The organism is Saccharopolyspora pogona (genome assembly GCF_014697215.1).
Classification (GTDB): domain Bacteria; phylum Actinomycetota; class Actinomycetes; order Mycobacteriales; family Pseudonocardiaceae; genus Saccharopolyspora; species Saccharopolyspora hattusasensis.
In genome coordinates, this window is the sequence record NZ_CP031142.1 from 4,037,283 (window position 1) to 4,061,175 (window position 23,893).

Consider the following 23,893-nt stretch of genomic DNA (forward strand, 5'->3'; position numbering starts at 1 on the left):
TCGGGTCTTGATCATGCGGCCTTCGGGGTGGTATCGGGTGTGTGGTCGGCGGTGTCGTGGGTGTCGTGGGTGTCGATGCGGGCGAGCAGGTCATGCAGGTCGTTGGTGGTGAACTTCCAGCGGAACGGCGTGGCGGTGGCGTTGTAGCGGTTCTGGAAAGACAGCAGGCGTTGCTCAACTTCGGCTAGGTCGGTGAAGTCGTTGGGAGACACGACTTTGCGTTGCACGATCGAGAAGAAGACCTCGATCTGGTTCAGCCAGGAGGCGTGAGTCGGGGTGTGCACCATGACCGCGTTGGGGAATCGTTTGGCCAATCGGTCGATCGCGGCTTGGCCGCGGTGGGAGGAGCCGTTGTCCACGACCCAGAACACCCGCTTGGCCGAGGCGTAGGGCTGGGTGGTCATGACCTGCTCGACTAGCGCCATGAACGGGACGATGCCGGTGGCGGGCTCGCAACGGCCGAACACCCGGGCGTGGTGCACGTCGTAGGCGGCCAGGTAGGCAAGCGCTCCGCCCCGGGTGTACTCGTGCTCGACGCGCATCATTCGGGCCTTGCCCGGCGGGAGCGTGGGATGGCAGCGGCAGCGGGCCTGGATCGAGGTCTTCTCGTCAGAAGAGATCACGAACTCGTTGCCGGTCAACGGTTCGCCGTCCCATATGCCGGTGTAGAGGTCCAGCACCCGGGCGGCCCGAGTGGCGAAGTGCGGGTCGCGCACGGAGATCCAGGACCGATACTGCCAGGGTTTGAGCGCGTCAGCGGCCAGCCAGCGACGTACGGTCGAGGGGGAGATCGCTGTGACCACGCCACGGGTCACGGCTTCACGGGCGAGTTCCGGGCACGACCACCGGGACAGCGGCGTTGCGGTCTCGGCCGGTAGCTGGCAGGCCAGAGCCTTGAGCTCGGCGACCTGCACGGGGGTGAAGCGCGGTGGCCGGCCACTGCGCTTCTTATCCCGGAGCCCGTCCACGCCGTCGGCGGCGAACCGGTCCCGCCAGCAGCGCACCGTGTCCAGGTGCACGCCCACCCGAGCGGCGATGCGGTTGTTGGCGTAGCCACGCCCGGCCAGCAACACGATCTGGGCGCGGACCTTGTCCCGATGCGGTGTCTTGTGACCGTAGGCGCGTCGTTTCAACACACGCCGCTGAGCTGCGGTGAGAATCACCGGGGTGGCAGACATGCCAGGCATGACGGGGGCGACCCCAATCCATGATCGACAACCAGGGTTCGCGCACCCTGCCATACGATGATCACGGTTCGCGTCGGCCTGCTGGTCTGGCAGCATCACCATCATGCCTACCCCGCCGGAATCGACCAAGATCTCGTTGCGTCAACGGCTGCGTGCTCATGCAAGAATCCACTGGCCCCGGGTGGCCGACCTGCGGTTTCGCTACCGCGGCCAGTTCGCCTACGTCGAGGGCGAACTGACAGACGGCGAGGTCTGGCCGCTGATACGACTGAGGTACACAGGCTCGGCCAGCCAATGGGGCTTCGCGCTGTACCTGGCCAGTTCCGGGAAGTACGAAGACCAGATCCTGCCCAGCGGCCTCCCCGTAGGCAGCCCGGAAGAAGCCCTCGATTGCGCAGCCGGTCTCTACCTCACAACACCCGACATCTGACCCGAACAACACCCACAGGCCGTCAACCCCCGAAAAACTTCCGGCGGCGACCACTTAGGTGTTCGATCTCCTCGGCCGATCACCTCCCGCCCGTCGTGGTCCACCGCGACGGCACGGTCCACGGCCCGCGGCTCGCCTGCGATCCGCCACTGGGCGCCGCTGATCCCCCTTCGCGACGCATGAACTGAACCTGCCCGACGAGAGCCTTCTCGTGTTCTTCAGCGACGGGCTCGTCCAGTCCGCCACCCGGGACATCGACCAAGGCCTGGCGCAGCTCAGACGCGCGAAAAAGGCCGTGGCCGTTCGGCGTACTTCTCGACCGCTCCCCAGCCCACGGCAGCTCCCCAAGGCTTGGGCCCAACGACCCAACCGGTGCCAAAGGTGCCTCATTCCACTGCAGGCCACTGACCAGCGGAAACTCGCCTGACCTCCAGATAAAATTCGGGCTCGTGGCGATCCCGGTCGGTCTGGCGGCAGCGACCGAATCCAAGAGCACCAGCTTCCGGCAGGAGCCGTGGGAGGAGGTCGGCCGGGGAATCGAGTTGCCCGACGGGCGGATCCTGGACATGGACGACGAACTCGCCGAGCGTCCCCTTCCCTCCGCCCACACCATCGAGATCAGCCAGTTCCTGCCGGCCACCACGATCGACCCGATCTACTAAGACCGCTCCTACGACCTGCAACCCCTACAGGTCGGGCTATCGAGTCCACGGTTTCGCGCCGTCGTCGTAGCGGTTGCGGAACGCGGCAGCGAGTTGGAACGCCATGCACCTGCTCGGCCCATGCGTCGAAGACCTCAGGACGAGCTGCGGGCACTGCGTAAACGGGTGGCCGAGTTGGAGCTGGAGAAGGAGATTCTCCGCAAGGCAGCCGCCTATTTCGCCAAGGAGATGGGTCGTTGACCTGCAGCTACAGGTTCATCTCCGAACACCGCGGCAGTCTTCGGCGTTGCACGGCTGTGCCGGGTCCTGGGTATCAGGCGTCCGGGCTTCTACGAGTGGCTGGCCGCCGCACCCGCGCGCGCGGAACGAGCCGCCGCCGACGAACGGCTGGCAGCCGAGATCGCCGAGGTCCACGCCGAGCACCGTGGCACCTACGGCCGCCCGCGGATCGTTGCCGCGTTGCACCGGCGTGGTCGGCGGGTCAACCACGAACGCGTCGAGCGGATCATGCGCGAGCACAGGATCGCCGGCATTACTCGGCGTCGGCGCCGGTCACTGACCAGGCAGGATGAGACCGTTGCCCCGGTGCCGGATCTGATCGGCCGAGACTTCACCGCCGAGGCTCCCGGTGAACGACTCGTCGGTGACATCACCTACCTGTCGACGCAGGAAGGCTGGTTGCATCTATTAGTTACGTGGAATCACGCTCCTGAGTGGATCTAGGGAGTTGGGCTTCAGCGGGTGCAGGGGTGTGCCGTTGAGCCTGTCAATGATCGTCATGGAGAAGTGGCCGGTGCTCGGGCGGCACGCGCGGGCGGCGGAGTGGCTGCGGATCTGGGGCGGGCGCCTCGAACGATCGATGCTTACGCCCGCGGTCTGGCCGAGTTTCTGGAGTCGTGTGTCGAATGCGCGCTGGGCATCGGCTCGCGCGGCCGTGATCAGGTCCGACGGGGCTTGTGGGGGCAGGCCGCACGGATACAGCTCGGTGGGTTTCGTGAGCAGTTCCGGGTAGGTGAGTTTGCCTCGGCGGTGGCGCCTCAGGAGGTGTTCGAGGTGGTTGTCCAGAAAGCGGCGACGCCGAGCCTGCCGCCGAGGATCTCGAGGCAGGCCTTCTCGATCGCCGCGCCGCGCTCCGCATCGAGGAGCTCCAGCTCCTGATTCGCTCGGGCAGCAGCGAGCTTGACCGCCGCGAGCCCGCGCACGAGGTGCGGATTCGTCGAGAGCGGCTGGCCCGTGATCGGGAAGTTCTCGACCGCGCGCAGATTGTGCACGCCCCAATAGGTGCCCGCAGGGATCTCCCGGTCGCCCAGGAGGTCGTGGTCCAGGTGGTAGGCGCCCGTGGGCGTGCTCGCGAGCTGCGCTCCGTCGAGTGTCTCGGATGCATGGGTCATGCTGGGCCTTTCGTGCCGATTCGGTGGAGCGCGGATTTGGGGGTTGACGGAAGCCTGGATGCGGTCGTCTGAGTTGTTTAGAAGGACGTCGGCTTATGGTCGGTCAGGAATCGGCCGAGGCGGGTGATCGCATCCGTGAGCACGGACGTGGCAGGCAGGAACGCGATGCGCAGATGGTCAGGCTCCTGTCAATTGAGGGCTCTTCCGTGGACGAGCCGAATGTGCTCGGCATCGAGGAAGTCGAGTACGAGCTGCTCGTCGTCGCGGATCGAATGGACTTCCGGGTCCAGCCGAGGGAAGACGTAGAGGCCGCCCCGGGCACATGGCAGTCGACGCCGTGGTGGCCGGGCACGGGCTCAGGCGTCGACCGAGAATGTGGCGCGATCGATGAGCCGACTGAGCTCGACGCTCTCCTCTGGCGTGAGCGTCTGCAACGGGAGTCGCGGTGCCCCCACGTCGATCCCGGTAAGGCTCAGCCCTCCCTTCACTGCGGGAGGTAGCCCCCGAGTGACGATCAGGTCGAGCAGCGGCCGAATCCGCTCGAAGATTCCGCTCGCGGCCTGCTCCTCGCCCACGGTCACCGCGTGGTAGAAGTCCTTGATCTGGTTAGGAATGAGGCATGGCGCGGCTGTGCACCACCCGGTGGCGCCTGCCGTGAACGCCTCCAGAGCGAGCGGATTGCTCCCGTTGAAGAACGGGAGAGTGCCATCACTGAGCTCCCGCAGGCGGTGCATACGGGAGATGTCGCCTGTGGACTCCTTGACCATGGTGATGTTGGCGACGTCGCGAACCAGTTCCCACAGCAGTTCCGGGGCAACGTCGACTCCGGCGGTCGCGGGATTGTTGTAGAGCATGACCGGGATTTGCACAGAGGCGGCCGTGGCCTCCAGGTGTTTCTGGATTTCGAGGTCGGTGAGTTTCCAGTAGGAGACGGGAAGCACCATGACTGCGGAAGCCCCGAGAGATTCGGCGACCCGTGCCCTGTGCACTGTGCCATGGGTGGTGACGTCGGAGACGCCGACCACGGTGGGAAGCCTGCCCCGCAGATGCCCGATTGTGCTGGCCGCGACCTCGATCCACTCTGCGAAGTCGAGGTACGCAGACTCGCCTGTGCTCCCAAGGGGCGCGATGGCGTGCGCGCCACCATCGATGAGGCGGTCGAGAACGCGGTGGAGGGTGGGGTGGTCGATCGCACCATCGGCGGTGAAAGGCGTGATCGGGTAGGCGACGATCCCGGAAATGGTCATGAGATGCAACTCCTGCAGGAGGTGTGGTGGGGGCTGGGACTTAGATCGCGTCGGGGTGGTTGCGCAGCGCGCGCCGTGCGTAGTATTGGAAATTGGCCTGGTTCCTGCGCGGGGTGAGAGTCCAGTCGTGCGCTTCCCGTGCCAGGCGCGATGGGAGCGGTTTGATGTCTCCAGCGCTCATGGCCAGCAGCTGCAACTCGGCCGCGCGCTCGATCAGATGGGCAAGCGAGCACGCTTCTTCGATGGTCGCGCCCACGACAAGCTGGCCGTGGTGCGCCAGCAGGATCGCCCGTTTGTCACCGAGGGCAGCAGAGATGATCTCCCCTTCCTCATTTCCCACTGGGACACCGGGCCAGTCCGGGAGGAACGCGCAGTCATCATAGAGGGGCGCAATGTCCATTTGCGACACCTGAAGTGGCACTTCCAGCATCGACAGTGCCGCGATGTGGAGCGAATGGGTGTGCACGATGCAGTTGACGTCAGGGCGTGCCCGGTAAATCCAGCTGTGGAACCTGTTGGCGGGATTGGGCATCCCAGATCCGTCGAGAACGTTGAGATCCTCGTCGACCAACAGCAGGTTCTCGCTAGTGATCTCGTCGAACCCGAGACCGAGCCGCTGTGTCAGGAACGTTCCTGACGCTTCGCCGCGCGACGAGATCTGTCCGGCGAGACCTGAGTTGTGCCCGGCGTCGAAGAGTGCCCGGCAGGTCAGTGCCAGCTTTTCGCGGTCGGTCCACTCCTGTACGGCTAGCTCGGACTGCATTGCGTCCTTGGCCGACTCCATTAGTTCTTGCTTGCTCATCCGCATGGTCATAGTCACGGAACCTCCTTCATCGTGCGCGAGCGTGGTCGCGCTGATCTCCGTGGGCCGGGAGACACCCTCAACGTTAAGACACAGATGTCCTCTAGGCAACCTGTGTCATTTGCGACACGCGTGTCTCCTGCGATATTGTTCGGCACACTACGGACGTGAGGAGGTGCCGAAGTGTCTGCGGCGATCCGGGTACACCGTCTCCGTAACGGGCTGACGCTGGAGCAGCTCGCTGCGGCGGCAGGCGTCACGAAGAGTTATCTGTCGAAAGTCGAGCGAGGGAAGAGCTCACCGTCGATCGCGATCGCGATGCGTATCGCCGAAGCGCTGGATGTGGACGCAGCGGAGATTTTCGCCGCTCCCCAGGAGGCCACCGGTGCCGCCGCGGTTGAGCGCGGTGACAGCCGGGTTGCCGTTCCGGTGGGTTCCGGGTCGCCAGTCTACGATCCGATCGCTGCTCCGGTAGCGGGGAAGCACATGCATCCGTTCTGGGTTTACCCCGGCGACGGCGATGATGGCCCTCTCGTGCAGCACGCTGGCGATGAGTTCCTGTGCGTCGTGTCGGGTCTCGTCGAGGTCACTGTCGAGGACGAGGTCCACCGGCTCGACGTCGGTGACACCGCTTACTTCCCCGCTACCCGGCCACACCGGCTGCGCTCGATCTCCCCTGCGCCGGAACGCGCGTCCGTGTTGGTGGTCACCACTGTCGACCGCCACCCCGCTGATTAGAAACCCGGTCCGCGCGTCGCTTCCACAGCGTCACAACGACCAGCACGGACCCGGATTCCAGCCGGCGAGAAAGCTGGCTGACGTTACACGAATTGAAAGGGGTGTGGCTCTTTTGAAGGGAGCTGTGGTCGGGGGGTTCGGTGGGTGGTGATCATGAAAAGGGGGCTCCTTCTGGCTACGTTGTGGGTGTCTGATGTCCATCAACGTAAAGAAGAAGCCCTGTGGCAGGGTACGCGAACCACGATGTCGCCGGAGCGTTCGAATCCTCTCGAGCGGTGTTCGAGTCGATCATCACGGAGCTCGGCGCCGCTGACTGTGGCATCACGCATGGCGAGCTGGAAGAGCTGCTGACCGAGCGGTCCCGGAAGTTGATGCTGCTGCAGGATCATCTTGATCTTCGTGCGGTGCGTGAGCACCCGGTTCCCGGTGGCGTGACCGGCCCCGAGGGCATCCAGCGCACTCGCCTGGAGCGGGGTCGCCGGCGTGGTCTGGCCTCAAGCGCGAGCGGCGAGTCGGCCGTTGGAATCTGCTGATCGCCGTTCCGGTAGCGATCGTGTCGATCGCGCCGCTGCTGTGGGCGCTGATCTCCTCCCTGCGCCCCGGCGACGAGATCTTCGCGCACCTCTCCCCGCTGAGCTGGCGGACGTTCTTCCCGGAGACGGTGTCGCTGGACAACTTCGCTGCCGTCCTCACCGGACCGTTCGCGATCTCGCTGCTCAACTCGGTCGTCGTGGCCTTCTTCAGCGTGACGATCGGCCTTTTCGTCGCCGCCCTGGCAGCGTTCGCGCTCGCCATCCTGAAGTTCCCTGGTCGCGGCGCCGTCTTCGCCCTGATGGTCGTTAGCTTCCTGGTCCCCTTCGAGGCGATCGCCATCCCGCTGTCCGCGGCGTTCCGCGACTGGGGACTGGCGAACTCCTACGCCGGCCTTATCCTGCCTGCCGTCGGCAACGGCCTGTCCATCTTCCTGCTGCGCCAGTTCTTCCTCGGGATCCCGCCCTCGCTCAGCGAGGCGGCCCGCCTCGACGGACTCTCGTGGTTCGGGGTGTTCTGGCGGATCTACCTGCCGCTGTCGAAGGCGCCGATGGTCGGGGCCGGCCTGATCCTGTTCGTCTTCCAGTGGCAGTCGTTCCTCTGGCCGCTACTCATCGCGCCCGCGCCGAGCGTGCGCGTCGCACCCGTCGCCATCGCCGACTTCGCCCAGGAAGTCGGCGTCGACTTCGGTCAGATGTTCGCGGCCGCGATCCTGACCGCGGCCATCCCGCTGATTCTCCTGCTGGTGTTCCAGCGGCAGTTCACCACCTCACTCGCCTCCTCTGGCAGCAAGGAATGAGCGCATCATGACAATCCGGATGATCATTGACTGCGACCCGGGCAACGGAGTGCCCGCGACCGACGTCGACGACGCGCTCGCCATCGGCCTCGCCCTGGCCAACCCCGAAATCGATGTCGAGGCGATCACCATCGTCGCCGGCAACACACCACGCGACAACGGGTACTCGGCAGCCCGGACACTGCTCGCCGAAGCCGGCTCGGAAGTTCCGGTGTACACCGGTGCCGCGACGGCGTTGCTGGAACCGCCAGAACGCTGGGAGTCACGCCGCCAAGCCAAGCTAGCCACAGCAGACGCGCGCACGCTGTGGGAGGGAGTACCGGCTGCGCGGACCTACGATTCCGGCACTCGGCACACGGCCGCCGCCGAGATCGCCCGTCGGGTCGCCGAGGCGCCCGGGGAGATCACCCTCGTCGCCATCGGCCCTCTGACCAACGTCGCCCACGCCCTGCAGCTCCACCCGGACCTGCCCAGGGACGTGGCCGAGATCGTGATCATGGATGGCGCCTTCGACGTCCCCCGATTACTTGTAGGAGCTCAACTTCGGGATCGACCCCGAAGCGGCACATTGTGTGCTGGCCAGTGGTGCGCCGATCACCCTGGTGCCACTCGATGTGACGGGAACGACCGCGCTGCGCCTCGAGGACCTCGACCGGCTACGGCAGGCCCGCACGCGGCTCGCCGATTACCTGTACCAGGTGACCGAACCTTGGATCCGATACGTGGAGAAGGTCCGCGGGCTTCCGGGCTGTCGGCTCCACGATCCCCTTGCCGTCGCCGTCCTTCTCGACGAGGGAATCGTGCGAACAGAGAACTGGGCGGTCGAGGTCGAGTTAGGTGGCTTGACCCGCAGTCGGCCCGTCAAGTGGCGGCCCGACTCCCTGGCCCTGCACACCGGCCTCGACGTCCCCGACCGAGCACCGGCCCGGGTCGTGACAGGCGCCGACAATCGCAGACTCGTCGAGCTGCTCGTGAACGAGCTCTCACGCCCCTGACCGCATCCCACGACCCACACCTTTCAAACGAGAGGCCCTGTCCAAGATCGGTGAGTGTGCAATCCGGCGGTTCTGGACGGATCGCTGCAAGGATCGGTGCCGGCGCCCGGGACTGGCTCAAGATCTGGCCGTTTCAGCGTGCTCTGCCAAGGACCTGTCGTCTCGGGCGGCCTGGCGTCAACGCCGGCCTGGCCCACCAGCCGGCCTGATCAGAAGCCTGTCCGCACGCGAGTTCACGACCCCTCGCAGATAGGGAGTCGATCAGTGTCTCACGACACATCGGCAAGGGATTGAGCGCTGTCACCGTTGAGTTCGGCGGTACCCGCGCTTGGTTCGTGGTCCCTGTCCATCGGCGTCCACCCGTCTCTGTGCGGGCGCGTGTCAATTCCGGTCGACTCTTCACCCGTCCGCGACGTCACGTCGTCCTGTTCGGGAGGGGGCGCGCGTTCGGGACTTCGCCCGAGACCGCGGACTTCACAACTATTCCCGGTCGAGCCTCGATCGCCGCTTGAGGCAGCAACAACTGACTCGCTCAGCGTCGACTACGAGCGGGCTACGCCGAGGACTGGCCCGCGTGCTTACCTGCACACCGCAGGGGTCGCCACCGCTGACGACAACGGCACGATTGTGTCTTCCCTGGTATCAGTATTCGACGACTTTGGGTCCGCGATCTACGTCCCGGAGGCCGAGATCAGGTTAAACAACCGTGCCGCGGGCTTCACCGCCGGCCCGAATGCCCCTCGAGCCGCCACCCGCCCCGTCCACACCCTCGCCCCGGCTGTCGTACGAACGCCGTCATCCCGGTATGCCCTGGCAACGCCAGGTGCGGACGGCCAGGTGCAGACCCTGCTGCAGGTCTTGGCGGCCGCTCGCGCCGGGAAGAGCCTCGACGAGGCCATCGCTCAGCCGCGCTGGCGCAGCCAGGACGGCGATCTCGTGATCCCGCCGGGTCACCCAGCACGCGATGCCCTCGCCCAACGAGGTCATCGTCTCTCAGAAGCGGATGCGGGAGCCGAGCTCTTCGGAGCCGTGGTCTGCGCAGGGCTCGACGACCGGCGCCTGTTCGCGGTCGCTGACTGGCGACGCCGCACGTTGGCAGCCACCTCGTCATGAGGCAGTCCGGGTCCCCTGCTGGCACTCGTCGTGTCCGTAGTTACGACATATTGATCGGGAACTTATAGGTGTGATCTTCGTTGTTCTGGCATGATCGCTGGTGTGCGGGACGCGCGGAGGTTGTCGCCTGAGGCGCAGGAGGATTTGCGGCGCAGGGTGGTCGCTGCTGTTCATGGTGGGATGAGTCAGGTCGAGGCGGCCCGGGTGTTCGCGGTGGCCCCGCAGTCGGTGTCCAGATGGGTGCAGGCGTGGCGGAAACGTGGCTCGAAGGGTCTCACCGGGCGTCGCCGGGGTCGCAAGCCCGGCGAGCAGAAAGCGTTGAGTGCCCGCCGGCAGCGCAAGCTGCGGTATGCGGTGGCCGAGCACACCCCGGCCACGTTCGGGCTGACCGGCCTGGTGTGGACCCGCAAGACAGTGGCCGAGCTGATCCGGGTGCGCCACGGCATCGTGTTGAACCTGCGCACCGTCGGCAACTACCTGCGTTCCTGGGGATTGTCGCCGCAGAAACCGATCCGCAAGGCCTACGAACAGGACCCCGAGTCCGTACGCCGATGGCTGGAGGAGGACTACCTGGCCATCGCCGCCCGCGCCCGCCGCGAGGGCGCACTGATCCTGTGGCTGGACCAGACCGGGATCCGCTCCGACGCCACCGTAGCCCGCACCTGGGCACCGGCGGGCCAGACACCGGCGGTGGGCAAAACGGGCAAACGATTCAGCGTGAACGCGATGTGCGCGATCGGGAACAAAGGCGAGCTGTACTTCACCGTCTACACCGGCTCGTTCAACGGCAAGGTGTTCCTGTCCTTCCTGGACCGGCTGACCCGCCATCTGGACCGCAAGGTCCACCTGATCGTTGACGGACACCCCGTCCACCGCCGCAAGACTATCCAGCAATGGATCACCAAGCACGCTGAGGCGATCGCGATGCACTTCCTGCCGGGATACAGCCCCGAACTCAACCCCGACGAGCTACTCAATGCCGACCTCAAACGCACCGTTTCCACCAGCACAGAGCCTGTTGCGTTTTCGGCGAAAACGGCTGAACCGAAGTACCAAATCAGTCTCGATCGCCGCCGTTCGTCCACCAGTGGCCGCCTCAGCCGTCATCGATCGATCACGGTCCGTGATGGGCGTAATTTTGCGACAGGCTCCACAGCCCCCAAAACCCGCGCCGAGTTAAAACAAGCGGTCCGCTCCTTCCTCCACCGGCTCCAGAAGCTGCCCGACCGAGTTCGCTCCTACTTCGGCAAACCCGAAGTTCGCTACGCCGCCTAACATCACACATTTGCCACCCGGATCAATAAGTCATTCAACACCGATTCCAAGGCCATCAACCGCGGATGATCGACACTGTGGAGGCGGAGTCTTCTCACCTTGGCCAGTGCGAAGCGGATCGACTCGGCGGCAGCCTTCTTGTGCTTCTTGTGTACGTGAACTCCGTCCGTGGCTTACACGGAATTCGTGACAGGGCCGAGGGACTGTGCACGGAAGCCACCCCCGCCTTGTGCTCGGCCTACACCGCACTCGGCTAACGACCGAATTACTGCGGGCGGCACTGGCATTCGATGTGACCACAGTGGACACCGCACCGCATTACCAGCACGGCACCGCCCACCAGCAACTCGTCACCACTGCAGGAAAACTCCTCGACCGTTTCGCGATCTGCACGAAGATCGGCTACCACCACACCGCAACCGGGAGGAACACCCACAGCCTGGACCGCACCAGCTCCGCACCGCCGCCGAGTCCGCGGTGCGGAGCCTAGGCCGACCACCGGCAGCGTTGTGGCTGCACAACCCCGAACGAAGCCTGGCCGGCCTTTCGGTCGACCATGCCGCTGACCGGTTGGTGCAGGCCGCGGAGATCCTGGCCAGTGCGGTCGAGCGCGGATGGTGCCGCAGCTGGGGTATTGCGACCTGGAATCCCGAACAGGTGTGGTCCGTAGTCGCCGCGATCCGCGGCGACTGGCCCAGGCCTGGGCTGGTCATGACCCGCTCCGGGCTGCTGGCACCAGCAAAGGTCCTCATCGCAGCCGAGAACCTCGCCGCACGCTGCGAGGCCAGGTTGTGGGGAATGAGCCCGTTCGGCGGCGATACCCAGGATGCCGTCTGGGGCGAGGTCGATCCACGCCAATTCCTGGCTCCAAGGCAGGAATCCACGCGATGGCAAGCCGCACTGCGTCTGGCGCTCGCCGTGCCCGATGCGGTGGAGCGGGTCGCTGTCGGCGCAAGCACCCCGGCCCACCTCGCCGAACTGCTCCCCACTCCCGGCCTGACCGTGAACTCGGAGTTGGTGGCGTCCTACCGGCAGCTGCTGGAGCGCCGCAGCGCGGCGGAAACCTCTTTGGCAGCGCGTTCCGCCGGCGCCCGCAACGGCTCGCTGTCCGGAAACGCCAGCAGCGGGGCCAGACTGTAGGCCCTGCACAGCAAGCCCTGCCTGCCGTGCAGGTACGGGGCGAACTCATCCGTGCATCGCTGCGCCGCACCCGGCGTCGCCAATGAGTCGGCCCACAACCGGGCGTGGTCCACCCCAACCGGACCACGCCCGAACTCCTCCCAGTCCAGCAGAAACAGCTCCGGAGCCGTCAGGTTCGCGAACGCGATGTCACCGTGCAGCCCACCCCACGCGGTCACCGTGGTGTCCACATCGGAACCGACCGCAGCCGTGATCCGCTCGGTAAACCGCTGTTGGGTCACTGTCTGCTGCGGTAGCGGCACTGCCGTGGTCGCCACCGCGGCCAGCGCACGCGCCAGCTCGTGCCACCAGTCGTCGGACACGCTCGGATCGGTCGTCAACGTCCCCGCCTGGATGACCGGCGACTGCGTCACCAACTCGAGTTCGTCAGCGCGCCACACCAGCCCACCGTCGTCATCCCACCGCACCCCGCGATACCACGCCGGCCTGGGCACCTGCGTCAGCGCGGACGCGGCCACCACCCCGGGCACCTGGTCCACTACGGCATGCCCAGCGGGCCAGACCTGGAGTCGTACCCACGTGCCCCGGTCCGACGGCGCGCCCCACGTCCTGCGCTTGATCACCGCCTGGGAGGCATCGAGCCGTACAGCCAGCTCTTGTTCCGCCCGGGAGACAGCGCCCGCGCATCCCGCCCGCCGCAAGTCCGGCGGCACCACCCCAGTCCCGCTCATCACCCTAGCGAGGCTAACGGCACTGTGACTGCGGTGCCCGCCTGCCTGATCATCCAATGCGGCAACACGAACCCACCGCCCTGACCACGACGGTGCTGCCACGATCGCTGCGTTCCTGTTCGCTGCGGCCTTCACCAGAAGGTAGCCCTGCTCGGCCACAACACGCTCATCTGCGCCTGGTGGTCACGCCCCGATCCAGACCGGCACCCCGACCTGGCCGCCGGGTAACCCGGCGGCCAGGTCGGGAAACACTCACCGCTGGCAGGGCGGACCAGCCGGTCACAGCTACCGAACCCGAAGTTTCGTGCGACCGCGCCCGAGGCTCGGGAGCCGCATGTTGTCGAGCGGCCGTAGGACCATGCCGATACGACCTTCGATCTTGCGCACGAGGACTTTCTCGGTGTCCGCATGCAGGGGAACGACCATGAGCCGAATCCACATGTCAGCACGGCCGGCGAGTACGTGTTCCTGAATCCGATCACTGACCGGCCCGGTACGGAGCGCGCTGCCGACGTAGCGGATGGTGTTGCTGCTGTCTGCGGTGATGTATACGGCGGACGAGAAGCCCGACCACACCTTGTCATCGGTGACTTGCAGGACCGACGCAGCAGCGGGGACGCGCTGCAGGAGCGCGTCGCCAGCGAGGTCACAGGCGGTGTCGTAGGCGTCCGGAGTGAGCATGCGTGCGCGTCGCTTCATCGGCCGGCCTCGCTTCCGTCGAGGTCGGGACGCATGCGGGCCGCCCGGCGCCGGGCACTGCGCCAATCCCCGACCAGTTCGACGATCGCGTCGAGCGTGTCCTTGACCAATCGGCTCTCGAAGCCACGCGTGTCCACTAGCGGAACGCCAGCGTGGTCGGTGACCTTGGCGACGTCCTGCGCCGCGTCGTGCGCCTCATCGAGCATGTCCTCGAAGTTCCCGATCGCGGCGGCGAAGAGATCTTCGGGAGCGTCGTGGGAGATGCCCTCCTCGGACAGCTCCGCTAGCTCTCGCAACCGGACGGGAGTCAGGATGTCGGCGCCGGGGAACCGTCGGTCCCGCGGCTCGGAGGCGTCGGGCAATTCCTGTGGGGCGCGGTCGGCGCGACCGTCCAGGATGATCTGGCACAGCTGTCGCAGGCCGCCGTCGGACTTGGCCAGGCGCTTCAGGATCTGCTGCGGCTCGGTGTTGTTGCCGCGGCCGTATTCGGATCGGGTCAGCAGCTGGGTGCGTCCGCCCACCAGGTGGTAGCTGGCCAGCGTGACGAGTTCGGCGGTGGCACGGCCAGTGTCGTTTCCGGCCTGCACGACTTCGCGGATGGCCTCGCTGAGCAGGTCTAGCGGTTGCTGACGGGTCAGTGGGACGCCGCGCAGCGGCGCCCATCGCCAGCTGCGTTCGAGCGCGGCACGCAGCGCAGTGAGCCGCTTGTCGTTGGGGAAGCCTCGCAGGGCGACCTCGGCTGCCAGCTGGGTGCGTTCCTCCAGCTTGGGCTTGGTGCCGGTGAGGTCGGCGATGGCTTCGTTGACCGCGCGTGCCTCGCGCTTGTTGGGGTGGGGGTTGAGCGCTCCGCAGGCTAGAACGGCGACTTCGTCGTCGAGGAGTTCGTGGTCGCGGTTGCTGCCGTCGAGGATGTCCCGGACTTCGTCGACGGTCATCCCGTCTGGTACGGGAAGCAGCGCGCGTTCGTAGAGGTTGTCCACCGCAGCGTTGGCCTTCGCGTTGAGTGTGGTGGCGGTGGAGAAGTTCATCGGCGGCGACATGTGGAGATGCGCGACAAGCCGCCGACGCGCGCGGTCGAACCGGCGCGCGGACGAGTAGCCGATGATGACCCGGGCATTGGGCATGATCGAGCAGCGGACCTTGCAGGCCTGCTCGTCGGTGACGATGTCGCTGTTTGCCCACTCCACGAGGTCGCGGTGCAACGAGGCCGCCCGCCGACTTCCGGGGCGCAGGTTCCAGACTGCGTCCTTAAACGTGATCCCTAGTCCTTTGTGGACAGCGACTGTCCGGCCGAACCCGTCTGTGGACTCAAGCCGGATCACAGGGCCAACATCGTTGGTGGTCAGCCGCAGGAAGCTCAGCCAGCCCGGAGTCTCGATTCCCCGTTCCTGGATGGAGGGCACGTGAGGGTTGTTCTCGGCCATGTCGTCGATACGCGGGCCCATCGCGTCGATCATCGCCTGGGCTGAGTCCATCTCGAAGGGCAGCAGCGGCTGCCCGTCCACCGCTCCAAACCGGGGCATGCCGACGGTGCCGCGTGCGTGCTCGCCTTCGAACCGAATGTTGTCCGGCGCGGGGACGATCCGCCAGGCGAGGGCATCGAACTCGATGTAGGTGAATTCCTCGGTGCCGAACCGCTGGATCTTCGGCGAGCGCAGGGCGCCGCGGAGTTGCTGCACCCAGGCCGCGCTTGGCCGGGCGCTGCTGGACCTCACGCGCGAGGCCCCGGAAGCGGCGCGCCGGGTGGTCACGCTCTGCCCGGATGTCAGCTCCTCGACCAACCTCGGCGGCTGGGTGAACAAGGTCGGCGTCTGGTCGCCGCACGAGCGCCGCGACTGGTTCGTCGACGACCCGGAAACGATCCTGCACTGGCGAGAACGCCCGACCGGACAGCACATCGAACTCGGTATCGCCGAGGGCAATCTGGTCGGTGCGCTCGGCGAACTCGGCGCCACCTGGAGCAGGTGGGGGCAGCCGCTGCTGCCGATCGGAGTGCTCTATGACCCGTTCGTCGAGCGCGCGCTGGAGCCGTGGTCCTTCGGGATCTACGCGGGCGGACAGTCGATCCTCGTCGGCACGCCCTCGGGTGTGTCGCTGGCACCGGAAGGCGGCGCGCACCAGTCGATCACTACGCCCTCGGTGGGGTTGGAGCAGCCCGGCTGCATCACCTACGAGCCGGCGTTCACGCTTGACGTCGAGTGGACGCTTTTGGCCTCGCTGGCGCGGCTGGGCCGGCCCGACGGGACCAGCGTCTACCTCCGGCTGTCGACCCTGTGGGGTTTCAGAAGTCGGCTGGAGACGCTGACCAGCAGCTTTACGCTGCACGCTCGTACTCGTTGATCAAGCCACCCAGGACAGGTCGCGTCTTGATCCGCTCGTGGCTGAGGTTCGCGACGGGATGGCTTGGTCGTGGTGGGCGGAGTTCGCGGGCGCGGTGCGGTCGGCGGCCGTTGTAGTGCCGGACGTACTCCGTGAGCACCGCACGCAGATGCCGTTCACTAAAGATCAACAGGCGGTCGGTGAGTTCGGCTCGGATGGTGCGCACGAATCTTTCGGCGAAGCAGTTCGCCTGTGGGCAGCGCGGGGGAGTCTTGCCGACGCGGATGTCCACATCGGCGAGGATGGCATCGAACGATGCAGTGAATTGGCTGGCTCGGTCCCGTATGAGGAATCGGAAGTCGGTGATGCCATCGCCGAGGTCCATCAGCAGGTTGCGGGCCTGTTGAGTGGTCCACGCTCCGTCTGGGTTGGTGGTCGTGCCCAGCAGGTGTACGTACCGGCTGCCGACTTCCATCACGAAGAACACGTAGATCCGTTTGAGTGTGACCGCGCAGTCCACGTGGAAGAAGTCGCATGCCAGCATGGTCGAGGTCTGGGTGCGCAGGAATTGCCGCCAGGTGTCGTTTCCGGTTGAATACTGACCCCTTGTTTCCGGGCGAATTCTGACCCACCCCATGACGATCATGAGGTGTTGAACGTGGAGGATTGGGCGGAGATCCGCCGGTTGCACCGGGCCGAGGGGATGGCTATTCGTGCCATCGCTCGCAGGCTGGGGATCTCGAAGAACACGGTGAAGAAGGCGCTGGCTTCGCATGAGCCGCCGCGGTATGAGCGGGCGGTGAAAGGCTCGATCGTGGATGCGGTCGAACCGCGGATCAGGGCGTTGCTGGCGGAGTTCCCGGAGATGCCTTCGACGGTGATCATGGAACGTGTCGGCTGCAGCGTGGGAAGACGGTGTTCTTCGAGCGGGTCCAGCAGCTGAGGCCGCTGTTCAGGCCGGTCGATCCGGCATCGCGCACGGAGTATCAGCCGGGTGAGCTGGCGCAGTGTGATCTGTGGTTTCCGCCGGTGGACGTGCCGCTGGGCTTCGGCCACGTGGGTCGGCCGCCGGTGCTGGTCATGGTCTCGGGCTATTCGCGGATCCTGGCCGCAAGGATGCTGCCGTCTCGGCAGAGCCCGGACTTGCTGGCCGGGCACTGGGCCCTGATCAACGGCTGGGGACGGGTGCCGAAGGCGCTGGTCTGGGACAACGAGTCCGCGGTCGGCCAGTGGCGCGGTGGGAAACCGCAGCTGACCGAGGCGATGAACGCCTTCCGTGGAACCCTCGGGATCAAGGTCATCCAGTGCCGCCCCGCCGATCCGGAAGCGAAAGGCCTGGTCGAACGGGCGAATGGCTACTTGGAAACCTCGTTCCTGCCCGGTCGCGCGTTCACCGGTCCGGCGGACTTCAACCTCCAGCTCGGCCGGTGGTTGGTGCGCGCCAACTCCCGTCAGCACCGCAGGCTGGGGTGTCGTCCGGTCGACCGGTGGGAAGCCGATCGATCGGCGATGCTCGACCTGCCGCCCGTGGCTCCGGTCGTCGGCTGGCGGCTGAGCACGAGATTGCCTCGGGATCACTACGTGCGCCTGGACTCCAACGACTACTCCGTGCACCCCAGCGCTATCGGTCGGCGAGTGGAGATCAGGGCCGGCCTCGAACAGGTCGTAATCACCCTCTCCGGCGTCGAGGTCGCACGTCACCAACGGTGCTGGGCCGATCACCAGAGCATCACCGACCCCGCTCACGCCGCCGCAGCCGCCGAGCTGCGTCAGACCCGCCGGCTGGTCGCCGTCGCGCCGGCCGAGACCACGGTCGAGCATCGCAGCCTGGACGACTACGACCGCCTCTTCGGCCTCGATGAGAACACCACAGCCGACGTCACCGATTCTGAAGGGGTCGCATGATGGCCACCAAAACCGGCAGCAACACCAACAGCCGCAACGTCACCTCTGAGATCGCGTATCTCACCCGGGCGTTGAAAGCGCCTTCACTGGCCGATGCGGTCGAGCGACTGGCCGAGCGGGCCCGCTCGGAAAACTGGTCACACGAGGAGTTCCTGGCCGCGTGTCTGCAACGCGAAGTCGCCGCCCGCGAGGCCCACGGCGGTGAAGGCCGGATCCGCACGGCCCGCTTCCCAGCACGGAAATCCCTGGAAGAGTTCGACTTCGACCATCAACGCTCGCTCAAACGGGAAACGATCAACCACCTAGGAACCCTGGATTTCATTGCAGGAAAAGAGAATGTGGTGTTCCTCGGCCCTCCCGGGACCGGCAAGACCCACCTGTCGATCGGGATCGGTATCCGGGCCTGCCAGGCCGGACACCGGGTCGCTTTCGCCACCGCCGCCGAGTGGGTGGCCCGCCTGGCCGAAGCTCACCACGCCGGCACGCTCCAGGACGAACTCATCAAACTCGGCCGCATTCCCTTGATCATCGTGGACGAGGTCGGCTACATCCCGTTCGAAGCCGAGGCAGCGAACCTGTTCTTCCAGCTGGTCTCGTCCCGCTACGAACGGGCCAGCCTGATCGTCACCAGCAACAAGCCCTTCGGCCGCTGGGGCGAGGTCTTCGGCGACGACGTCGTCGCCGCAGCCATGATCGACCGCCTCGTCCACCACGCCGAAGTCATCTCGATGAAGGGAGACAGCTACCGGCTCAAGGACCGAGACCTCGGCCGCGTCCCCGCGGCCACCAAGACCAACGACTAAACGTCAACAACCTACCCGGGTGGGTCAGCATTCACCCGGAACAGGTGGGTCACGATTCGACCGGCGTTGACACCAGGTCGTATCCGTGCACCGGAGTGGCGCCGGCGGGATGCGCAGTTGTTTGAGAACACGGCGGATCGTTGAGGAACCCGCTCTATAGCCGAGCTTGAGCAGTTCACCCTGGATCCTCTTGTATCCCCAGGTGGGGTTCTCCTTGGCCATGCGCTCGATCAACACGGCGACAGCGTCATCGACGGGCGGACGCCCGGTGCGGTTCGGGTACGTCCACTTCCTGGTCACCAGGCGACGATGCCAGCGCAGGACTGTGCCCGGGGTGATCAATCGATGGGCCCGCAGCACCTTCGGCAGCAACCGGATCAGCGCGGCGAAGACCGCCCGGTCGGCCCAGTTCATCCGGGGTTTCGGGTTGGTTCTGCGCAGCACGGCCACCTCGTGACGCAGCACCAGGATTTCAACGTCCTTGGATGCCGACGAACGGCCGAGTAGCAACAGCCAGCCCACAATCCGCACCAAGATCAGATACAGCAGGCGTAGTGACATGGCCCGCGATCGTGCCCTGTTGCCGCGCGCACCGTTACCGCAGTTCGGAGGACACGGGCCAACTTTTGGAACCCCGCAGGCCCAGCACACGGCCGACGCGAATCGTCCGCCGATCACCCGGTGGGATGCCTGCCTCCTCGTCGACACCTGACGCCCGCCACAACGACCGCCAACCCCCAGCTCACTAAAGCTCGGCCGCCGCCCCGAGCGTCAACACCAAGGGAGACCGATGAACACCACCGCCACCACGGGCGCCTCGCCGGAAGAACTGAGGACAAGCATGGTGGATCGCATCGTCGACGCCGGCCACGCTCACGGCCGAGTCGAGCAGGCGATGCGGACGGTGCCTCGCCACCGCTTCGTGCCCGCCGCCACGATCGAGGACGCTTACGCCGACATCGCCGTGATCACCAAACCTGACCGGCCCGTCAGGGCAGGTCACCACGGTCGACATCGACCCCGAAGTCACCACACAAGCCAGACAGAACCTCGATGCGACCGGGTATGTGCAGGTCCAGGTGATCACCAGGGACGGGGCGCTCGGCGCCGAAGAATACGGCCCGTACGACCGTGTGATCGTCACCGTCGGCGCATGGGATATCCCAAGTACGTGGTGGAACCAGCTCGCCTCCGGCGGCCGACTCGTCGTCCCCCTGCGCTGGCGAAGCCAAACCCGCTCCATCGCCTTCGTCCACGAGGGCGACCGGATGCGCTCGGACTCGCTGGAGCTGTGCGGATTCGTCCCGATGATCAGCCAAGACGAAGGCGGCGAGCACACCGGCCATATCGACCCCGAAGACCAGGTCGCCCTCTACTTCGACGCCGACCAGCACATCAACCCTGTCACCCTGATCGGCATCCTCACCCAACCGAAAACCGAAGCCTGGTCCGGCGTGACGGTTGCCGCCAACGAGTCCTTCGACGGCATCTGGCTACGCCTGGCCAGTACTGAACCCGGGACCTGCCGTCTTGCCGCCGACCCTGCCGCGGTCGACGTCGGCCTGTGCACACCTGCGGTCCCGGCCCGAACCCCAGGTGTAGTCGAAGACGATTCCCTCGCATATTTCGCATTGCGCCGGGACGAGAACGCCACCGAGCCTCGATGGGAACTGGGCGCATACGGTCACGGCCACGGCGGTGCTGAACTAGCGAACCGGATCTGCAAACAGATCCAAGCATGGGGCAGCAACCGCAATGCCCAGCCGGTCGTCACTCTTTCCCCAGCAAGCACCCCGCACCTCCCGTCGCCAGGCACCTTTGTCATCGGCAAGCGCGACAGCCAGATCGTCCTTTCCTGGTGAAGAAGTCACTGGGCGAGCCAGAACGCTGCAGACCAAGTTCAGGCCGCTCGTGTGGCCGCCGCTCACCGACCCGTTGGTCGGTGACGTTCCTGCTTACCCAACTCAGCAGGTGCCAAGGCTTGGTGCTCCTTCCTCCCAGGGCAGCTGATGTCCGTTCGCGAGCGCCAAGAACCGGTGGCCGGGCGCGTAACCCCCGAACACGCCTGGCCCACCGGCCCCACCGCCATGCTTAAGGAGCGCATCTTGGACGCCAGCGAGACCGACGAGCATGTTGACCTGTACAGGGTGGTGTATGCCGGGCAGAACCATGTGATCCGACGTGACGATCCCCGTGCCGTTGGGCCGGAGGTGATCATCTTGTGCGGTGTGCTCGCAGCGTCGGAAGAAGCCGTGGAGCCCGGCGACGAGCTACCCGATTGCGCGTATTGCAAGTGGGCAGCCGCCGAAGAGACATAAGGATCTTGCTGTCTCGATGGCCTGAGGCGTTGGCGTATCGGGGTTTGGGGGAGGAAGAGTCACTATTTCTGCAGGTGTTGGTTGACGTCGTTGGAGGCTGTGGTCAGCGCTGCCTGTATAGCATCTCGTCCTAGCCCCGTTGTTCCTTGCTGTGATATGCCGTTGCCCTCGTAGCGGAGCTCTACTGTGACGTTTCCGGTTCGGAAGTTGATGGTCCCATTCCGGTCGTCGAAGCTTCCGTAAGCCTCGTCTCCCAGACCGCCGATCGTCCCCTTATCGGCCATGCCTTTGTTGTTGCGCTCCCGTGAGAAGACGTCCTGGGCGAGCGCAACTCCGCTGAGCTCGTCCTGGCCGCTTGGCTTTTCATGAAGGAAAACCGACACCGACAAGCCCTGCCGATATGGAGCCACCCCTTGTACTGGAGGATCTGGAATCTTGTCAGGCCGGTACTGCCACTGGCAAGATTTGCTCTTGGAGTTTGCCGATCTGCCCTCGCCGGGCGCGCCGCCGACAATCTCCTGCGTGGTCTGCGGACTGACTAGCTCGCACGCGTCAGGTATCGCAGTGAACGGATCCGGTGCAGCCTTTTCGCCTGCACATGACCCATGTAGAGATACAGTGATCAGCATTCCAACCAGTGAAAATTGTGAATTTCGCCGCATGTCCCTCAATCCCTCTTTCGAACGCTCCAGCCCTCGGTGTCCACCGATGATGACGGAATCGTCTCGGGAACCTTGAGGTCGGTGATCTCTTGCTTGAGGTCTTGGCCGGTTCGCCGATATTCGGAAATTACCGTTTGTGCCTCCGTGAGTACCTCGCCGGCGTTGGTAATAAAGTCCGAAATGGCGTTGGCAACAGGCTCGGCAACGCCAAGGAAGAACTCCTTGACGTTGAGCGTTATTCAGGCAGCGTGATCACCTCAAAATAGAGCAACGACCCCAACCGGGTAAGATCGTTTTCCGCTCAAAGAAGACGACTTATAGGTAGGGCCGTTGCGTTATCAGTCTACTACAGGGCTTGCTGCTGACCAGATCGAGGAGCTTGTCGTGCGTATCTGGCAGATCGTCCAGTGTCGCGGCAAGCAACCGTGGCCTCTGACGGTGGGACTGTATCGGGCCGTCGTGATCACTTTGGTGTATGTCCGACAGAATTTAAACCAGGCAGCTGTCGGCGATTTATTCGGCCTCAGCCAGCCGACTGTATCGCGGATCTATCGAGGCATTCTTCCCTTGATCGGGGAGGCCTTATACCTGCACATTCCAGATCTCAAGGAGGCCATCCGTGGCCGACTCGTCCTGGTCGACGGAACCGATGTCCCGACCGGCAACCGCACTGGTCACGAGGACAACTACTCCGGCAAGCGCCGCCGCGCAGGCCTCAACATCCAGATCGCAGCAGATACCGATGGTGGCCTGTTGGGAATATCCGCGCCGATGCACGGCTCGATGCATGACCGCAAAGCATTCGACGAGTGCGGTTGGGAAGATCGCCTCTCGGCCACCCCTACTATCGCCGACCCCGCATACCAAGGGACTCACGCGATCACTCCGCGCAAGAAACCCAAGGGCGGCGAACTCTCCACAAACGACAAGGCGAACAACAAGATAATCTCTTCGCTACGATCGGCCGTCGAACGATGCATCTCTCATGTCAAGAACTGGAAGATACTGGCCACCGGATATCGAGGACGCCTCGCCGAACTGCCCAACATCATTCTCATCATCACGTCACTCGAATTCTACCGACTCGGCTGGTAATCCGTGGTGGATAACGCTCGTTGCCGATCACGCCGCCTGTAAGCCGGACGATGATAGCTGCGCAGTCGATAAGAAAACCGATCTCGCTGTTATACAAGTCAGTCATTGTGGAAGCAATGTCCTGCAGGTGATCGGACATCTTCCCGAACACGCTACCTGCACCGTTGAAGACTTTCTCAAGGTGATCGACATAGGTGCTGAAGCTGTCGAACGACGACCCTGACCAGTATGCCTTGAGGTCGGCCCTCGCGTTCGTGATTGAGGCTACCGAGTCGTCGATCGCCTTCTTTGCGTCGAGCCCCCAAGCGTCGACTCGCGGAGAAATGTTCTCTGGATGCCCAAACAGGTCACGAATCTTGTCGATGATCTTTGCAACTGCGTCCAGGCCAAGTTTCTTAGCGTACTCCAATACCTTTCGTGCTTCCTCTTCGGGAAACGGGTCGAGTACGCCCAGTGCGGCGGTCACGGTAATCCTTCCGGTTTGGGGTGAAAGTTACAGGTTCTCTCGCATATATCCGAACTTTTCGTAGTACTCGGCGTCCCGGCTCTCGTATTCGTCCGCCACAGCTTTAAGGCTTGAGGCTGCCTTTTCGAGAACTTCCTGGCCTTCTTTGAGTCTTTCTAAAGCGTCAGTGAGCGCCAAATTATGGTTTCGGGTTGCGGCGGAAGGTTCGCCAAGGAGGCCGAGATCATCCTCAGACAAGTCCTTTCCGGACAGTGCCTGGTGTGCCTTGCCCCAAGCGTCAGCTGCGTCATAAAGAAACTTGACGTTCGCGTGTAGGGCTTGAGGGACAACCGTGTAATCAGTCATCAGAGGACGTCCTTGTGATCTTCGGGTTCGCGAACGAGCCGCACCTTTTCTTCTCCTCGTTCAAGAGCGCGCATGACGGCAGTGGCCAGGCTTCGTCCGCTGGCAAAGTCAAGCTGGTCAGTGTTTAGTCGCACATCGACAAGTTGCCCGTATGCGGTCAACGCAAGTTGGCCGAGATCGCTGTCCAGGTCGACCCGGATCTGCTTGTCCCCGACTTCCTGTGCCTGCTGCAATGCCCTG

At 64.9% G+C, this 23,893-nt stretch carries 28 protein-coding genes and 4 pseudogenes; 18 read left to right on the forward strand and 14 right to left on the reverse strand.

Annotation, left to right across the window (positions count from 1 at the left end; translation table 11 throughout):
• Positions 1-11: 11 nt before the first annotated feature.
• Entirely contained in the window at positions 12-1,187 is a 1,176-nt protein-coding gene (locus DL519_RS18215; protein WP_223839194.1) for an IS630 family transposase, read from the reverse strand.
• A gap of 103 nt (positions 1,188-1,290) precedes the next feature.
• Here DL519_RS18215 and DL519_RS46775 point away from each other — a divergent pair, with 103 nt between their 5' ends.
• Complete coding sequence (locus DL519_RS46775; protein WP_223839196.1) at positions 1,291-1,617, forward strand: hypothetical protein; 327 nt, start codon at positions 1,291-1,293, stop codon at positions 1,615-1,617.
• A 449-nt stretch (positions 1,618-2,066) separates the two neighbouring features.
• Positions 2,067-2,279: a Ku family protein gene (locus DL519_RS18225; RefSeq protein ID WP_190816534.1), complete on the forward strand. Its 213-nt coding sequence runs from the start codon at positions 2,067-2,069 to the stop codon at positions 2,277-2,279.
• 255 nt (positions 2,280-2,534) lie between these two features.
• Here the strand turns inward: DL519_RS18225 and DL519_RS46785 are convergent, their stop codons facing one another.
• Positions 2,535-2,768, reverse strand: coding sequence for a hypothetical protein (locus DL519_RS46785; protein WP_223839197.1), 234 nt, complete (start codon positions 2,766-2,768; stop codon positions 2,535-2,537).
• Between DL519_RS46785 and DL519_RS48780 the strand changes: the two genes are divergently transcribed.
• Positions 2,679-3,002: an IS3 family transposase gene (locus DL519_RS48780; RefSeq protein ID WP_397545061.1), complete on the forward strand. Its 324-nt coding sequence runs from the start codon at positions 2,679-2,681 to the stop codon at positions 3,000-3,002. The two genes, DL519_RS46785 and DL519_RS48780, sit on opposite strands and share 90 nt — an antisense overlap.
• A gap of 314 nt (positions 3,003-3,316) precedes the next feature.
• Here the strand turns inward: DL519_RS48780 and DL519_RS18235 are convergent, their stop codons facing one another.
• From DL519_RS18235 to DL519_RS18245, 3 genes are all read right to left on the reverse strand, one after another.
• Positions 3,317-3,670: a lyase family protein gene (locus tag DL519_RS18235; RefSeq protein ID WP_190816536.1), complete on the reverse strand. Its 354-nt coding sequence runs from the start codon at positions 3,668-3,670 to the stop codon at positions 3,317-3,319.
• A gap of 356 nt (positions 3,671-4,026) precedes the next feature.
• Complete coding sequence (locus DL519_RS18240; protein ID WP_190816538.1) at positions 4,027-4,917, reverse strand: dihydrodipicolinate synthase family protein; 891 nt, start codon at positions 4,915-4,917, stop codon at positions 4,027-4,029.
• A 40-nt stretch (positions 4,918-4,957) separates the two neighbouring features.
• Positions 4,958-5,731: an aldolase gene (locus DL519_RS18245; protein WP_223839198.1), complete on the reverse strand. Its 774-nt coding sequence runs from the start codon at positions 5,729-5,731 to the stop codon at positions 4,958-4,960.
• Positions 5,732-5,902: 171 nt separating this feature from the next.
• Between DL519_RS18245 and DL519_RS18250 the strand changes: the two genes are divergently transcribed.
• The 9 genes and pseudogenes from DL519_RS18250 to DL519_RS18285 all read left to right on the forward strand — a co-directional run bounded on the left by DL519_RS18250 (position 5,903) and on the right by DL519_RS18285 (position 12,310).
• On the forward strand, positions 5,903-6,457 hold the full coding sequence (locus tag DL519_RS18250; protein WP_190816542.1) for a helix-turn-helix domain-containing protein: 555 nt from the start codon (positions 5,903-5,905) through the stop codon (positions 6,455-6,457).
• Positions 6,458-6,678: 221 nt separating this feature from the next.
• Entirely contained in the window at positions 6,679-6,990 is a 312-nt protein-coding gene (locus DL519_RS18255) for a hypothetical protein (RefSeq protein WP_190816544.1), read from the forward strand.
• A gap of 20 nt (positions 6,991-7,010) precedes the next feature.
• On the forward strand, positions 7,011-7,787 hold the full coding sequence (locus DL519_RS18260) for a carbohydrate ABC transporter permease (protein WP_190816546.1): 777 nt from the start codon (positions 7,011-7,013) through the stop codon (positions 7,785-7,787).
• A gap of 19 nt (positions 7,788-7,806) precedes the next feature.
• Positions 7,807-8,292, forward strand: a pseudogene (locus tag DL519_RS50145) (nucleoside hydrolase); the annotation flags it as partial.
• 40 nt (positions 8,293-8,332) lie between these two features.
• Positions 8,333-8,782: pseudogene (locus tag DL519_RS48785) on the forward strand (nucleoside hydrolase); the annotation flags it as partial.
• A gap of 378 nt (positions 8,783-9,160) precedes the next feature.
• Positions 9,161-9,895 (forward strand): gamma-glutamyltransferase, encoded by a 735-nt coding sequence (locus tag DL519_RS18270; protein WP_190816548.1) that lies wholly within the window; start codon positions 9,161-9,163, stop codon positions 9,893-9,895.
• 90 nt (positions 9,896-9,985) lie between these two features.
• Entirely contained in the window at positions 9,986-11,170 is a 1,185-nt protein-coding gene (locus DL519_RS18275) for an IS630 family transposase (protein WP_190816550.1), read from the forward strand.
• 301 nt (positions 11,171-11,471) lie between these two features.
• Positions 11,472-11,660, forward strand: a complete 189-nt coding sequence (locus DL519_RS18280) for a hypothetical protein (RefSeq protein WP_223839199.1) — start codon at positions 11,472-11,474, stop codon at positions 11,658-11,660.
• Entirely contained in the window at positions 11,648-12,310 is a 663-nt protein-coding gene (locus tag DL519_RS18285) for an aldo-keto reductase family protein (protein WP_190816554.1), read from the forward strand. Before DL519_RS18280 ends, DL519_RS18285 begins: the two co-directional genes overlap by 13 nt.
• Here the strand turns inward: DL519_RS18285 and DL519_RS18290 are convergent.
• The 3 genes from DL519_RS18290 to DL519_RS18300 all read right to left on the reverse strand — a co-directional run bounded on the left by DL519_RS18290 (position 12,196) and on the right by DL519_RS18300 (position 15,419).
• Positions 12,196-13,041 carry a hypothetical protein gene (locus DL519_RS18290; RefSeq protein ID WP_190816556.1) on the reverse strand — a complete coding sequence of 282 codons (846 nt, stop codon included), beginning with the start codon at positions 13,039-13,041 and terminating at the stop codon, positions 12,196-12,198. The two genes, DL519_RS18285 and DL519_RS18290, sit on opposite strands and share 115 nt — an antisense overlap.
• 285 nt (positions 13,042-13,326) lie before the next feature.
• Positions 13,327-13,740 carry a hypothetical protein gene (locus DL519_RS18295; protein ID WP_190816558.1) on the reverse strand — a complete coding sequence of 138 codons (414 nt, stop codon included), beginning with the start codon at positions 13,738-13,740 and terminating at the stop codon, positions 13,327-13,329.
• A complete protein-coding gene (locus tag DL519_RS18300; RefSeq protein WP_190816560.1) occupies positions 13,737-15,419 on the reverse strand; it encodes a hypothetical protein in 1,683 nt (560 codons plus the stop codon). Before DL519_RS18300 ends, DL519_RS18295 begins: the two co-directional genes overlap by 4 nt.
• On the opposite strand from DL519_RS18300, the pseudogene DL519_RS18305 reads away from it, so the two are divergent.
• Positions 15,418-16,011: pseudogene (locus tag DL519_RS18305) on the forward strand (pyruvate dehydrogenase); the annotation flags it as partial. The gene DL519_RS18300 and the pseudogene DL519_RS18305 overlap by 2 nt on opposite strands.
• 43 nt (positions 16,012-16,054) lie before the next feature.
• Here the strand turns inward: DL519_RS18305 and DL519_RS18310 are convergent.
• On the reverse strand, positions 16,055-16,603 hold the full coding sequence (locus DL519_RS18310) for an integrase core domain-containing protein (protein ID WP_190816562.1): 549 nt from the start codon (positions 16,601-16,603) through the stop codon (positions 16,055-16,057).
• 105 nt (positions 16,604-16,708) lie between these two features.
• Between DL519_RS18310 and istA the strand changes: the two are divergent.
• Together istA and istB are read left to right on the forward strand one after the other, a co-directional pair.
• Positions 16,709-17,964, forward strand: a pseudogene (istA, locus tag DL519_RS18315) (IS21 family transposase).
• Positions 17,961-18,767: an IS21-like element helper ATPase IstB gene (gene istB / locus DL519_RS18320; RefSeq protein ID WP_397544954.1), complete on the forward strand. Its 807-nt coding sequence runs from the start codon at positions 17,961-17,963 to the stop codon at positions 18,765-18,767. Before istA ends, istB begins: the two are co-directional and overlap by 4 nt.
• Before the next feature lie 24 nt (positions 18,768-18,791).
• Here the strand turns inward: istB and DL519_RS18325 are convergent, their stop codons facing one another.
• Entirely contained in the window at positions 18,792-19,328 is a 537-nt protein-coding gene (locus DL519_RS18325; RefSeq protein ID WP_223839200.1) for a helix-turn-helix domain-containing protein, read from the reverse strand.
• Between the two features lie 416 nt (positions 19,329-19,744).
• Here DL519_RS18325 and DL519_RS18330 point away from each other — a divergent pair, with 416 nt between their 5' ends.
• Positions 19,745-20,629: a class I SAM-dependent methyltransferase gene (locus tag DL519_RS18330; protein ID WP_190824053.1), complete on the forward strand. Its 885-nt coding sequence runs from the start codon at positions 19,745-19,747 to the stop codon at positions 20,627-20,629.
• Between the two features lie 243 nt (positions 20,630-20,872).
• Complete coding sequence (locus tag DL519_RS18335) at positions 20,873-21,085, forward strand: hypothetical protein (protein ID WP_190816564.1); 213 nt, start codon at positions 20,873-20,875, stop codon at positions 21,083-21,085.
• Positions 21,086-21,147: 62 nt separating this feature from the next.
• Here the strand turns inward: DL519_RS18335 and DL519_RS18340 are convergent, their stop codons facing one another.
• Complete coding sequence (locus tag DL519_RS18340; protein WP_223839202.1) at positions 21,148-21,714, reverse strand: hypothetical protein; 567 nt, start codon at positions 21,712-21,714, stop codon at positions 21,148-21,150.
• A 417-nt stretch (positions 21,715-22,131) separates the two neighbouring features.
• Here DL519_RS18340 and DL519_RS18345 point away from each other — a divergent pair, with 417 nt between their 5' ends.
• Positions 22,132-22,842: a transposase family protein gene (locus DL519_RS18345; RefSeq protein ID WP_223838668.1), complete on the forward strand. Its 711-nt coding sequence runs from the start codon at positions 22,132-22,134 to the stop codon at positions 22,840-22,842.
• Here the strand turns inward: DL519_RS18345 and DL519_RS18350 are convergent.
• From DL519_RS18350 to DL519_RS18360, 3 genes are read right to left on the reverse strand one after another with little or no spacing between them, the layout of a single operon-like run.
• Positions 22,808-23,308: a WXG100 family type VII secretion target gene (locus tag DL519_RS18350; RefSeq protein ID WP_190816568.1), complete on the reverse strand. Its 501-nt coding sequence runs from the start codon at positions 23,306-23,308 to the stop codon at positions 22,808-22,810. The two genes, DL519_RS18345 and DL519_RS18350, sit on opposite strands and share 35 nt — an antisense overlap.
• Before the next feature lie 27 nt (positions 23,309-23,335).
• Entirely contained in the window at positions 23,336-23,653 is a 318-nt protein-coding gene (locus DL519_RS18355) for a hypothetical protein (RefSeq protein WP_190816570.1), read from the reverse strand.
• Positions 23,653-23,886, reverse strand: coding sequence for a hypothetical protein (locus DL519_RS18360; RefSeq protein ID WP_223839204.1), 234 nt, complete (start codon positions 23,884-23,886; stop codon positions 23,653-23,655). The genes DL519_RS18355 and DL519_RS18360 overlap by 1 nt, the downstream gene beginning before the upstream one ends.
• Positions 23,887-23,893: the final 7 nt, after the last annotated feature.